12 protein-coding genes are annotated in these 13,018 nt (G+C 64.5%); 4 read left to right on the top strand and 8 right to left on the bottom strand.

The annotated features are described in order from the left end of the window. Positions 1-7: 7 nt before the first annotated feature. The 3 genes from IVB29_RS33750 to IVB29_RS33740 are packed head-to-tail and all read right to left on the bottom strand — an operon-like array spanning position 8 to position 2,812. Complete coding sequence (locus tag IVB29_RS33750; protein ID WP_247507747.1) at positions 8-877, bottom strand: MlaD family protein; 870 nt, start codon at positions 875-877, stop codon at positions 8-10. Positions 878-893: 16 nt separating this feature from the next. Next, complete coding sequence (locus tag IVB29_RS33745; protein WP_247507746.1) at positions 894-1,676, bottom strand: ABC transporter ATP-binding protein; 783 nt, start codon at positions 1,674-1,676, stop codon at positions 894-896. A gap of 2 nt (positions 1,677-1,678) precedes the next feature. After that, a complete protein-coding gene (locus tag IVB29_RS33740) occupies positions 1,679-2,812 on the bottom strand; it encodes an ABC transporter permease (protein ID WP_247507745.1) in 1,134 nt (377 codons plus the stop codon). A 134-nt stretch (positions 2,813-2,946) separates the two neighbouring features. Between IVB29_RS33740 and dgcA the strand changes: the two genes are divergently transcribed. After that, complete coding sequence (dgcA, locus tag IVB29_RS33735) at positions 2,947-3,942, top strand: N-acetyl-D-Glu racemase DgcA (RefSeq protein ID WP_247507744.1); 996 nt, start codon at positions 2,947-2,949, stop codon at positions 3,940-3,942. Here the strand turns inward: dgcA and IVB29_RS33730 are convergent. Continuing rightward, a complete protein-coding gene (locus tag IVB29_RS33730; RefSeq protein WP_247507743.1) occupies positions 3,912-5,108 on the bottom strand; it encodes a major facilitator superfamily domain-containing protein 6 in 1,197 nt (398 codons plus the stop codon). The two genes, dgcA and IVB29_RS33730, sit on opposite strands and share 31 nt — an antisense overlap. 75 nt (positions 5,109-5,183) lie before the next feature. Between IVB29_RS33730 and IVB29_RS33725 the strand changes: the two genes are divergently transcribed. Together IVB29_RS33725 and IVB29_RS33720 are read left to right on the top strand one after the other, a co-directional pair. Beyond that, the gene (locus tag IVB29_RS33725) at positions 5,184-6,545 is read left to right on the top strand and encodes a hypothetical protein (protein ID WP_247507742.1); all 1,362 of its coding nucleotides are present in this window, start codon (positions 5,184-5,186) and stop codon (positions 6,543-6,545) included. A gap of 101 nt (positions 6,546-6,646) precedes the next feature. Beyond that, entirely contained in the window at positions 6,647-7,888 is a 1,242-nt protein-coding gene (locus IVB29_RS33720; RefSeq protein ID WP_247507741.1) for an acyltransferase, read from the top strand. Between the two features lie 195 nt (positions 7,889-8,083). On the opposite strand, the gene IVB29_RS33715 is transcribed toward IVB29_RS33720, so the two are convergent. Then, positions 8,084-8,479 carry a hypothetical protein gene (locus IVB29_RS33715; RefSeq protein ID WP_247507740.1) on the bottom strand — a complete coding sequence of 132 codons (396 nt, stop codon included), beginning with the start codon at positions 8,477-8,479 and terminating at the stop codon, positions 8,084-8,086. Between the two features lie 65 nt (positions 8,480-8,544). Beyond that, positions 8,545-8,988 (bottom strand): RbsD/FucU domain-containing protein, encoded by a 444-nt coding sequence (locus IVB29_RS33710; RefSeq protein ID WP_247507739.1) that lies wholly within the window; start codon positions 8,986-8,988, stop codon positions 8,545-8,547. 134 nt (positions 8,989-9,122) lie between these two features. Here IVB29_RS33710 and IVB29_RS33705 point away from each other — a divergent pair, with 134 nt between their 5' ends. After that, positions 9,123-10,793, top strand: a complete 1,671-nt coding sequence (locus tag IVB29_RS33705) for a caspase family protein (protein WP_247507738.1) — start codon at positions 9,123-9,125, stop codon at positions 10,791-10,793. A 76-nt stretch (positions 10,794-10,869) separates the two neighbouring features. Here IVB29_RS33705 and IVB29_RS33700 read toward each other — a convergent pair whose 3' ends face one another. Continuing rightward, positions 10,870-11,853, bottom strand: coding sequence for a threonine/serine dehydratase (locus tag IVB29_RS33700; RefSeq protein ID WP_247507737.1), 984 nt, complete (start codon positions 11,851-11,853; stop codon positions 10,870-10,872). A gap of 63 nt (positions 11,854-11,916) precedes the next feature. Beyond that, on the bottom strand, positions 11,917-13,005 hold the full coding sequence (locus IVB29_RS33695) for a glycosyltransferase family 1 protein (RefSeq protein ID WP_247507736.1): 1,089 nt from the start codon (positions 13,003-13,005) through the stop codon (positions 11,917-11,919). Positions 13,006-13,018: the final 13 nt, after the last annotated feature.

Genomic DNA, 13,018 nt, shown 5'->3' with positions numbered 1-13,018 from the left:
TACCCGTCTACTGCCGCCTGCGCTCGGGCTTCGGCGGCTCGGCAGGCGGCGGTGCCGCTGCCGGCGCGCTGTTGCTCGCGCCGAACAGGACGCGGGTCGGGTTGCGGTCAAAGTTGTTCACGGCGCGGCTGATGTCGCCCAGCGTCCGGCGGCCGTCCGTCATCAACGCGCCGGAGCGCTTGTCGAAATCGTCGGCGAGCTCGCGGATCGATTTCACCGCCTGGAACAGCTCGCCGCCGTCCTTGCCGCCGGCGAGCGTATTGAGGCCGAGCATGAGGCTGTCGGCCTTGAGCATCACGCCATCGACCTTGGCCATCACGCCATCGATCTTCTCGGCGTTGCGCGCGAGCGAATTGGTGAAGGTCTCGAGATTCTTCAGCGAGTTCTTCACCGATTCCTGATTGTCGGCGACGATCTTGTTGATGTTCTGCAGCGTGCCGCGGATGGCTTCAGTGACGTCCTGGAGCTTGTTGGGGTCGGCCGTCAGCGTCGGGATGCCGTCCTCATCGAGCGGCGGTGGCGGAGCCGCCTCCTCGCCGCCCTTGAGCGAGATCGCGGCAACGCCGGTCAGGCCCTGGAATTCGAGCCCGACGAGCGTGTCCTTGCGGAGCGGCGTGTTGTTCTCGACCATGGCGAGTGCGACAACCCGCCGCGGGTTGTCGAGCTTCACCGAGACGACCTCACCCACCCGGATACCGTTGAAATTAACGCTGCCGCCGTTGCGCAGGCCCGCCGCCGGGCCCTCGAACACGACTCGGAACGGGCTGCGCTGCTTGACGGAGTGCAGCGACTGGAACCACAGCACGAAGCCGATCGCCGCGGCGATCACCGCCAGCGTGAACGATCCGATCAGTACGTAATTTGCCCGCGTTTCCATCAGCTACTCCGGCACCTCAGCCCATCACCGCGCGAGCGCGCTTGCCATGGAAATATTGCCTCAGCCAGGGATGCTGCGAGGCCTGCATGTCGGCGATCGACCCTGCCGCAATGATCTTACCGTTCCCTAAAACGGCGATGCGGTCACATGCTGTGTAAAGGCTGTCGAGGTCGTGGGTTACCATGAAAACGGTCAGCCCCAAAGTGCGCTGGAGCGTCCGGACCAGCTCGTCGAAATCGCCGGCGCCGATCGGATCCAGGCCCGAGGTCGGCTCGTCCAGGAACACCAGATCAGGATCGAGCGAGAGCGCGCGCGCCAGTGCAACGCGCTTGATCATGCCGCCCGAGAGCTCCGAGGGAAAGCGATCCGCAACTTCGGGCTTGAGGCCGACCATGGTCAGCTTGGCCATGGTGATCTCGTCCATCAACCGCTGCGACACCCGCAGATATTCGCGCATCGGAAACTGGATGTTCTGCCGCACCGTCAGCGAGGAGAACAGAGCGCCCTGCTGGAACAGCACGCCCCAGCGCCGCTCCACGTTGCGGCGCTGCGAAGTGTTGGAGGAATCCAGATCGACCCCGAACACCTCGATGGAGCCCGCAATCTTCGGCACGAGGCCGATGATGGTACGCGTCAGCACCGACTTGCCCGCGCCCGAGGGACCGACAAAACCCAAAATCTCGCCGCGCTTGACGTCGAGGTCGAGGCCGTCGAGCACGCGCGTGGCGCCGAACTGCACGGTGATGTCGCGGACGCGGATGATGGGATCTTGAATCCCGTTTTGAGTTTCTTGCGCCATCGTCACATCCCGATCGAGGCGAAAAAGATGGCGAACACGCCGTCCATGACGATGACGAAGAAGATGCCCTTCACCACGGACGCCGTGGTGTGCTGTCCGAGCGATTCCGCGCTGCCCTGCACGGCGAGGCCCTCAACGCAGGCGACGATGCCGATCACCGCGGCCATGACCGGCGCTTTCACGATCCCGACGATGAAATGGTCGATCGAAATGGCGTCGCGCAGGCGCAACAGAAACGCCTCGGGATCGACGCCGCCATAGAGCCAGGCGACCAGGCCGCCGCCATAGAGCGCGGCCATCGCGCCGAGGAAGGCCAGGATCGGCAGCGCCAGCACCAGGGCCAGCATGCGGGGCAGCACCAGCACCTCGATCGGGTCAAAGCCCATGGTGCGCAGCGCGTCGATTTCTTCCCGCATCTTCATCGAGCCGAGCTCGGCGGTGTAGGCGCTGCCCGAGCGGCCCGCGACCATGATCGCGACCAGCAGCACGCCGATCTCGCGCAGCACCAGCACGCCCAGCATGTCGACGACGAAGATGTCGGCGCCAAAGCGGCGGAAATGGAAAATGCCTTGTTGCGCGATGATGCAGCCGATCAAAAAGGTGATCAGCACCACGATCGGCACCGCGCGCCAGCAGACCTGCTCCATGTGGTGCACGGTCGATGTCAGGCGGAACGAGCGGGGGTGGATCAGTGTGCGAAAGCCTGCCGCGAGCACCGCGCCGAGCATGTCGACGAGGCCTGCCACCGTACCGGCGACGCCGGCCACAGTGCGGCCGATCTGCTCCAGCATGCCGGTGATGGTGATCGTGCCCGAGTCGATCACAGGATTTGCCCTGACCCGCCGCACCTCGTCCACGAGGCTCGAATAGTTCGCCGAGAGGCCCGCGATCTGTGCTTCGACCGCGCCTTGCGTCAGGCTGCGGCGCAGCCGCTCGATCAGCCAGGCGCCAAACGTGTCGAGCTTGGCGACCTCGGAGACGTCGATGAAGATGTTTTGGGGGCTGCCGGCCAACTTCTCGGCATCCGCCACCATCCGCTCCAGGACCGGCGCGAAGCTCGCGGTCCAGGTTCCGGTGGCGCAGAGTGCCAGCGCATTGCCCTTCGCAATCCGTTCCAGCTTCGGATCGCTACTCAAGATGTCCGCTCCCGTGCCGGGGCGGAGAAAATCGGATGGTTGCGCACGCGCCCTTACCCAGAGAAGGTATCCCCAACTGCTTAATGTTAGTTGCTAGAGGTAACTAGCAGGTTCAGATTTCGCCAGAGTTCAAAATGACTTCCAGCAAAGTTCCGGCCCTTACCGCGCGAATCGAGCGCTTTCCCATCGCCGGCAGTTTCACCATCAGCCGGGGCGCCAAGACCGAGGCCGTGACCGTCGTGGCCGAAATCAGCCGGAACGGCCTGACTGGCCGCGGTGAATGCGTGCCCTATCCGCGCTATGGCGAGACCCCCGAGGCGACCTTGGCGGCTATCCAGGCCATGCAGGCGGCCGTGGCGGGCGGCCTGTCGCGAAAGGCCCTGCAAGCCGCCATGCCGCCCGGTGCCGCCCGTAACGCGCTGGACTGCGCCCTGATCGACCTGGAGGCCAAGGCGGCGGGCCTGCGGGCCTGGAACCTGCTCGACCGTCCGGTCCCCGGCGAGCGCACCACGGCCTACACGATCTCGCTAGGCACCCCCGAGGCCATGGCCACGGCGACCGCCAGGGCCGCGCACCGTCCGCTGCTCAAGATCAAGCTCGGCGGCGACGGCGATCCGGAGCGGATTGCGACCGTGCGCAAGGCCGCTCCCGAATCCGAGCTGATCGTCGATGCCAACGAGGCCTGGACCGAGGCCAATCTGGAGCGGAACCTTGCCGCCTGCGATGCCGTCGGCGTCACCCTGGTCGAGCAACCATTGCCAGCGGGCAAGGATGACGCGCTGGCGCGGATCAAGCGCCCGCTCGTGGTCTGCGCCGATGAGAGCGTGCACGACCGGGGCTCGCTCGCTCCCTTGCGCGCGCGCTACGACGCCGTGAACATCAAGCTCGACAAGACCGGCGGCCTCACCGAGGCCCTCGCCATGGCCGACGCCGCGCAGGCGCTCGGCTTCGAGATCATGATCGGCTGCATGGTCGCGACCTCGCTGTCGATGGCCCCGGCCATGCTGGTGACGCCGCAGGCGCGCTTCGTCGATCTCGACGGCCCGCTGCTGCTGGCGCACGATCGCGACCATGGCCTTCGTTATGACGACAGCCTGGTCTATCCGCCGGCCCCTTCGCTCTGGGGCTGAGCGATCAGCCGATGCCGCGCCGACCAGATCACGAGCGCACCGGCAGCGGCCATCGCAGCCATGACGTAGTACAGGCTGTCGCCGATGCGGGCGTAGATCGCGCCTGACGCGATCGAGGTCGTCGCGCCCAATAATCCGCTGCACGCGGCATAATAGCCCTGCCCGCGTGCGATCTGATGCGCGGGCACACGCTGCACCAGCAAATTCATCGTGCCGACAATGGTCATGCCGAAGGTCAGGCCGTGGCCGAGCTGCACGATCGCAAGCAGCGCGAGCGGCGGCTCGTTGGCGGTAACGATCCAGCGCACCACGGCGCTTAGCCCCCCGATCGCGATCAGCGTGGACGGATGCAGCGAGAAGCGCGGCGACAGCGCGAACACGACGATCTCGGCGATCACGCCCAACGTCCACAGCCCCGCGATCGTCAGCCCGCCGAGACCGTGGAGCTGCCAGTTGATGGCCGAGAACGTGTAATAGGCGACGTGGCTGCCCTGGATCAGCGCGGCCGCCGCGATCACGGCCCAGAAGCCGCCATCGCGCAGCAGCGCCTTGGTTGGATGCGTCTCGGCCGTCTTTCGCCTGACATCGTCGAGCGGCTGCAGCAGCAGGCTGGCGCCGACTGCCACCACAGCCCATGCGACGATCACCCAGATGAGATCGCGCGCCGCGATGTGGTCGACGAGAAAGCCGCAGGCGAGCGAGCCGGCGGCAAACGCCGCCGAACCCCACAGCCTCAACGGCCCGTAGTCGAGCCCGTAGCGCGCGACACCGCGCAGCGCATAGGCATCGGTCAGCGGGGTCGTCGGCGTCCACATCATGCAGGTCAGTGCATAGATCAGGAACAGCGCCAGTGGCTGCTGCTGCAAGCCGACTGCGGTGAAGCCGATCGCGGTCGCCAGCACCGACACCATCATGGCGGTGCGAATGGCGTGTCGCTTTTCGGCAAAGGCGGTGATCTGCGGCAGCGTGGTGAAGCGCGTGATCGCCGGCAGCGCGTTGATCAGGCCGATCCAGCTTGCGTCGATGCCGATCGACTTCAGCCAGACCGGGAAGAACGGCAGATGCGTGCCTGAAACAGCAAAGACCGCCGAATAGAACAGCGCAAGACTCACGGCGAATCGCCGCTTGACGGCTGCTGCGATGGGGATTTGTGATTCGGGCGGCATCAAACCAATTGCGATTCGGTCGATATCGTGGTGATCGTTACAGTAACGCGTACTGATTTGCGCGACGAGATTGTCATGGCCAACGAAGCATTCGCCCTCTCGCCCATGTCTGCCCGCGCGGCCGAGCCGAACGAGCAGGATTACGACGCGATCAGCGAAGCCTTCATGGAGACCGCGCGCGGCCGCTGGTTCCTCGGCGAATATGCCAAGCGCAACCGCAATGCCGACACCAGCATGGTGCTCGACGCGGTCGCGAAAATCGAAGAAACCCTTGCGGCACAGCGACAACCTGTCGTCGAGGACCGCCTGCCCGAAGCACTGATCGAGATCCGCCGCGCGATTCGCGAAGCCGAGACCATCGCGATCTCGGCCGTCGATCCCGCGGCGATGGAGGCCAGCCTCGCGGCGATCCCGCGCGGCATCCGCATCATCAAGGAGATCTCCTGGCGCTGGCGCGAGATCGGCGCCGACGGACGAATCTGCGACCTCATTGATTCGCAGCTTGCCTCGATCGAGGCGGCCTGCGGACAGATTTCGACCCTCGACCCCCGCGTCGAGCTCAAGGCCGCATTCGATCTGCTCAGGGATCGGGTCGGGCAGCTCGATGCTGAGGGCGACACAGCGCCGCAAGCGGCAGCCAGTCCCGCGCCGGCCGCGGTACAGGAAGCACCGTCATCCGTGGCGGAGCCTGCGGCGGTAGTCAGCGAAGCACCCGTGGCTTTTACCGAGGCGCCGCAAGAGATCGCGGAGGCTATCGAGCCCGAAGCAGCAATTGAAGCGTCCAGCAGCGTCGAAGCGCTCGCAATGGCCGAAGAACCGATGGACGTCGCCATCGAGCCGGAGATCGTCGCCGGCAACCACGTCGCGCACGAAGAGGAGATCGTCGAGCCCGCCTCCTTCGCGGAGGTGACCGACGAGTTCTCGCTCGATGCCGCCGCGGAAGCCGAGGACGAAGCCATCCTCGATGCCATCGCGCTGGAGATGGCCGCGCCCGATCCGGAGTTCGACGCGATCGTCGAACCGGTCGAGATGGAAGCGCCAGTTCCAGAGCCGATCGAGGTCGCAGCGCCGATTGCCGCCGAGCTTCCGGAACCGGTCGCACCGGCGCCCGCCGTCGCACCGATCATGGAAGAGCCTGCCGAGGAAGCGCCGATCGCGATGGAATCGCTAGCGCGTCTCACCAACGCGATTGCAGAAGCCGCCGCCGAGGTGATGGAGCAACCGCAGCAGGCCGTCGCCGCCAACGCGATATTCGCCGCGAGCCCGAGCGCGACGCTCCCGATGCCGTCCCCCTTGTCAGCGTCCCTGCCCGAGCAATCGCTCGGCGCAACCATCCTCGCCAGCGGCATCCTGCAAAAGCCCCGCGCCGCCGCCAACGACGCCCTCGCACCGATCCGCCGCATGACGCAAGCCGAGAAGATCGCGTTCTTCTCGTAGGGGCATGCTGCGCCAAGCCCGCTCCGGTAGCGCCCTCCCGACAGCATAGTCCGCGGAAATTGGCGGAGACGGGCATACGCTCCTGCTATAGTGTCGCGGCCATGGACTCAAACGAAACGCCGCCGCTTCAGCCTCGCTCCGAGCATACAGGCCCACGAATTGAATTCGCCAACAAGCTGAGAGGTATCGCGGCCGTCTCGGTCGTATTCTACCACTATGCAATGTTCTGGATCTTCGGGTGGCCGCCGAAAATATGGGGCAACCTGCCCGATGTGCCGCCGGTCAAGACCTTTTGGCTCCCTTTCCTTTACCAGTTTCCCGTTCAACTGCCGCGTCCGTTCGTCCCCAACATAGACTGGGGAGCGTTCGGAGTTGGTCTCTTCTTTCTCCTCAGCGGATTTGTCATCGCCAACTCCGTTCGGAGCTATCGACCATCGCAATTCCTGCTGAACCGAGCTCTGCGTATATATCCGACCTACGCCGTAGGCTTCATGGTTGTGCTGACGGCACATGCGATCGCAGGCTGGATTTACGGCAGAGGCCTACCGTACTCCGCAGCGCAGATGGTGGCGCATACCTTCCCCGGGGTTCGGCAGGTATTTAACACCGCCTATATCGATCCAATCATCTGGACCCTGGAAGTCGAGATCAAGTTCTACCTCGTCGCATTCATCGCCATGTCGATCCGGCGCAACGGCGCCAGCCTGCCTGTGACAGGCATCGGCCTTGGCATTGGAGCCGCCACGCTCGTGCTGTCTCTGGTCCTTCCCTCCTCCTCAGGCGTTGCCGCGCGTCAGCTCCTTTCGGACGCTCAGTTTGTCTGCTTCATCCTGATTGGATCATCATTCTTCGAATACTGGATCGGCGCCTCCTCGAGGCGTGAACTCACGCACCGCGCTGGGGCCATCTTCGCGCTGTTCGCATTGACTTGGATTGTCAGCGAGTATCGAGGCATTTCCATCCAATGGATAGGGCGCATCTGGAGCTATGCAGCCGCGTTGGCGATCTTTGCCCTCGCGATGAAGTTTTCCGAGAAGTTCGAATCCCGCAACCGCCTCGCCGACTTTTACGCCAGGATCAGCTATCCGCTCTATGTCGTGCATCTGGCAACCGGGTACCTGGTCCTTTCCCTCCTGCACGCGACGCCACTGCCCATCTTCATCGATATCGCAATCGCTTTTGCTGCAAGCACCGCGGCCGCTTTCATGCTTCATCTGGCCGTCGAGGCTCCGACTATGAAGCTGGCTCGAGCATTTGCCCGGAAAAAGGCGCAGTCCGCGATCCCGGCTCCTGAACCGGTCGAAGAGACGCTGCGCTGGGTCCGGGGCGCGAGAGGAGAATGAGGCACACACCACCGTCATCCTGAGGCGCGAACTGCGCAGTGCATTAGCATTGCGCTAAGAGCCTCGAAGGATCAACGGCCCCGATGCAGCCGGGCCGTCGCCCTTCTCGCCGAAGGGGCGAGCACCTCAGGATGACGGGGCAAACAAGTATTCGCTGCTTGGGCTCGTCGTTGCGAGTTCAGCGCAATCGCCTGCTCAACCACAATTCCAAACCGCGCCGATCGGCGTCCGCGTCCAGCACGGCCCAAAACTGCCGCCATTGTAGCGGCCGCCGCCGAAGCCGGGCCGGCCGAAATAGCGCCACTCGCCATCCCAGCCGTAATATTGCGGAACCGGGTCGATGTACCAGTGGCGGCGGTCGCTGCGCGACATGCGCCGCATCGCCTCTTTCTGCTTGTAGAGCGGAACGCTGTTGCTCAGCGGCTGACGATAGCCCGGCAGGAAGCCGTAGCCATGCCATGCCTGCTTGGGGCGTTTTTGAGTTGACGCAGCGGACGCGATAGCGGGCAGCAGCGACAGGATGACAGCAACGGATAGACACATTAGGCGCGACATGGATCGACCATAGACAGTCGATCGCGAGATGGCCATTCAAATTCGGGTGCGAGACTTTTCGCCGCTTCGCATCGGCTGGCCTTCCGAGCCGACGACGTCACCTAGCTGATCACGCCCTTCCTGATCAGGAAGCATCCATAGCCCCTGCTGTCGCCGACCTGCACGACGCCAAAGCCCGCCGCCGCCGCGCGATAAAAATCCGGACGCGAGAGTTTTCCTGGAGCAACGGCGCGGCCGACCGAGCGCTCGATCTCCGACAGCACCGCGCGTTGCACGTCGGGGACGCGATCGGGATCGTCGACCGGCGCCATCACGCGCACCGGATCGGGATCGAAATCATCGAGCGGATAGACCGACATGATGGCGCGAATGGCAGCTTCCATGCTCATGCCCGGCAGCTGGATCAGGCGCTGCGATGTGGTGCTCTGCGCGATGCGGGCGGCCGGATGATTGGCATCGACGAACACGAGGTCGTCGCCATGGCCCATGGAGGCGAGCAGCCAGAGCAGATCGGGCGTGAGGATCGGATCGATCGATTTCAGCATGTGACGTCCGGTTCCAGCGTGATTCAGATCACGCATACTAGCACGGTGATCGTCATCACGGACCACCGGCTCGAACGCGGTCAGGCTTCCCCGCAACCAATCTCGCACCGAGATCAGTGCCAGAGGAGCACGCCATGTTCCGCCTAAAGCCTTTCCTGATGACGGCTAGCCTCGTGGGAAGCCTGTTCGGCTTCGCCTGCGGCCCCGTTTCCGCGCAAGTCGCCCCGGTCCAGCCTGCCCCCACCGCGCTGCAAGGCCCGGAGCAGCGCGTGGCGCTGGTGATCGGCAATTCGAACTACCAGAACGCGCCGCAGCTCGCCAATCCCGACAATGATGCGGAGTCGATGGCGCAGTTTCTGAATTCGGCCGGCTTCGAGGTGGTCGCCGCAACCGATTTGACCCAGAACGACATGCTCCGCGTCGTCCAGGACTTTTCCGCAAAAGTGTCCGCGCGCGGTCCGAACACGGTGGCCATGGTCTACTACGCCGGTCACGGCGTGCAGCTCGCCGGCGAGAACTATCTGGTTCCGGTCGACGCCAAGGTGTCGAGCCAGACCGAGCTCGTCAACAATTCGGTCCGCCTCGTCGACGTGATGTCGACGCTGGAGACGATCCCGAGCCGCATGCGCATCGTCATCCTCGACGCCTGCCGCAACAATCCGTTTCCGAACGTCAACGACGCCGGCCGCGGCCTTGCCATCGTCGACGCGCCGAACGGCTCGATCGTCGGCTACTCGACCGCACCGGGCGCCGAAGCGCAGGACGGCACGGGCGGCCACAGCCCCTATACGCAGGCCTTCCTGAACGTCGCGCGCGAACCCAACGTGCCGATCGAGCAGCTGTTCAAGCGCGTGCGCCTTCAGGTGAACCAGACCACACTCGGCGCGCAGATCCCGTGGGAGAGCTCCTCGCTGACGTCGGACTTCACCTTCTTCGGCGACACAGCGGTGGCCGCCAACCGCGCGCCGGTGAATACGCCTGTCGTGCAGATGGCCTCCAATTTGCCGAGCCGTTCGACGCGCCAGGCCTATGACTACGTCGTGTCCGAGGCACGGCCGGAGTACTATCAGGAGTTCATCCAGATGTACCCGCACGACCCCTTGTGCGATCACGTCCGTTGGCTGCTCAATAACCTGCAGCTCACGCAGGCCTGGCACAAGGCGGTGCTGGCGAACTCGCCGCTCGGCTACAAGAGTTTTTACGACAGCTACGGCAACACGCCTTATGCGCAGGTCGCGCTGAAGCTCGAGGCTCAGCCGAAGCAGATCCCCCTGATGCAGGCGACCAAGTTCCTGGCGCCGCAGAACATCAACCCGACCTTCAAGATCGGCAATCTCGGCCAGCCCAAATACATGCCGCTGATGCAGCAGGGTAATGGCGGATCGCAGATGAACGGCACGCCGTCGCAGTCCCCGGGAAAGATCGTCACCCTGCCTGCGCCGACCAACACGACGACGAACAATGGCGGCATCGGCAAGATCGTGACCTTGCCTGCGACCAACAACAACCAGAATGCCGGCAACGGCACGCCCGGCAAGATCGTGAGCATGCCGGTGAATATCGGCAAGGGCGGCTCGACGGTTGATACCAAGCCGGTCGTTCAGACCCAGAACAATCCGATCCGCGTCAACAACGGCGTGAAGATCAACAACAACCCAGTGAACAAGGTGCAGGTGCAGAACACCCGCCCGCAGTTCAACACCACCAACCGGATCATCAACAACGGCAACAGCAACTTCCGCCAGTCGATGAACCAGTCGCAGAGCAACGGCGGCGGCAATAACCACCGCGGCTTCATGCACTGATCGCGCTAAAAGCGCACACAAAGAAGGGGCAGAGCGACGACGCTCTGCCCCTTCTTCATGTCAGAAGGTTAGAGAATCAGGCCACCAGCTCGGCAAACAAATCGGCATCGACATTGCCGCCGGAGAGCACGATCACCACGTTCTTGCCGGCGACGTTGAGACGCCCCGCGAGCAACGCGGCGAGGCCGACGGCACCGCCGGGCTCTACCACGAGCTTGAGCTCGTGATAGGCGAACGAAACCGCCGCGCCGACTTCCTTGTCCGATGCGGTCACGCCGCGCGCCAGCAGCTTGCTGTTGATCGCAAAGGTCATCTCGCCGGGGATCAGCGCCATCAGTGCGTCGCAGATGGTGCGGCCCGCGGGCGCATGCGGCTCGCGGTGACCCGCAGTCAGCGAAAGGCTGTGATCGTCAAACGCCTCGGGCTCGGCCACCACGATCTCGGCCAGCGGATAGCGCGCCTTCACGGCGGTTGCAACGCCCGCGATCAGGCCGCCGCCGGAGGCCGGCGCCACCACGATGTCGGGGCTAAGGCCCAGCCTTGCCATGTCCTCGGCAATCTCGCGCCCGGCGGTGCCCTGGCCCGCGATCACGAAGGGATCGTCATAGGGCCTGACCAGCGTCGCGCCGCGCTTCTCGGCGATGCCGCGCGAGATCGCCTCGCGATCGTCGTTGTAGCGGTCGTACAGCACGACCTCGGCGCCATAGGATCTGGTGCGCTCGCGCTTCGAGAGCGGCGCGTCCGCGGGCATCACGATGGTCGCCTGCATGTCGAGGATTTTTGCCGCCGCCGCCACACCTTGCGCATGGTTGCCGGACGAGAACGCGACGACGCCGCCGACGCGCTTGTCCTGCGGGATCGAGAACACCTTGTTGAAGGCGCCGCGGAATTTGAAGGAGCCGGTGCGCTGGAGCATCTCCGGCTTCAGGAACACTTTGGCACCGACGCGCTCGTTGAGCACGGGAAAGGACAACAGCGGGGTGCGGACGGCGTAGGGCGCGAGCACGCGCGCTGCGGCATCGATATCGGCAGGGCCGATCGGGAGGAGCTGTTCGGTCATGTCTGACCTTACCGTGGCCGATCAGGCCCGGGCAAGACACCTCCGCGCGAGGATTTCGTCGCCTCAGGCGACGAAGCGTGGCTGTTCCGTGCCGCTTCGGCCCGGCAGCACCGCGCCGACCGCCAAAATGCTGTCTATGAAGGCCCTCGCCGAGGCCTCCCAGGTGTAGTTGGAGGCGAACTCCACACAGTCCTGCCGGGAGACGTCGAGCGCCGCGAAGCAGGCGTTGCGCAGGTCGTGATCGAGCGCGCCGACGGGCGCATCGCCGATCACGTCGCGGGGGCCCTTCACTGGGAAGGCTGCAACCGGCAGGCCGCTTGCGAGCGCCTCCAGCAGGACCAGTCCGAACGTGTCGGTCTTGCTTGGGAATACGAACACGTCGGCAGCCGCATAGATTTCCGCCAGCGCCTCGCCGTGCTTCTCGCCGAGGAAGATCGCGTCGGGATAGGCCTCTTCAAGCGAGGCACGCGCCGGGCCGTCGCCGACAATCACCTTGGTGCCGGGCAGATCGAGGTCGAGGAAGGCCTCGAGATTCTTCTCCACCGCGACGCGGCCGACCGACAGGAACACCGGCGCCGGCAAGCAGAGGTCGATCGCGCGGGGATGGAACAGTTTTGTCTCGACGCCGCGCGGCCACAGCACCACATTATCGAAGCCGCGCTCGGTCAATTCCCGCGCGAGCGCAGGCGTCGCCGCCATCACCGCACGGCTGGGACTGTGGAAACGGCGCAGTGCCCGCCAGATCAGAGATTCCGGAACCGGCATCCGGGCACGGACATATTCGGGAAAGCGGGTGTGGAAGCTGCTCGTGAACGGCAGCTTGCGCTGGCGGCAATAGCGGCGGACCATCAGGCCGATCGGCCCTTCCGTCGCGATATGGATGCTGTCCGGCTGCGCTTCCTCGATCAGTTTTGCAATTCGCGCCGGGCGCGGCATGGCGAGCCGCACATCGCGATAGCTGGGCATCGCGAAGGTGCGGAACGATTGCGGCGTCAGGAACGTGAATTCGGCGCCAAGACCTTGAACATCAAGACCTTGAACATCAAGACCTTCAACATTAAGCGCCTCCGCGGCATCAGCAAGCTTGGTCAGCGTCCGAACCACACCGTTGACTTGCGGGTGCCAGGCGTCGGTCGCGACCAGGATGCGCATCGGGCGGCCCTTT

The organism is Bradyrhizobium sp. 1 (assembly GCF_023073315.1).
Taxonomy (GTDB): domain Bacteria; phylum Pseudomonadota; class Alphaproteobacteria; order Rhizobiales; family Xanthobacteraceae; genus Bradyrhizobium.
Note: the sequence above shows the minus strand (reverse complement) of the source record. Positions and strands in the feature narration are given on the sequence as shown.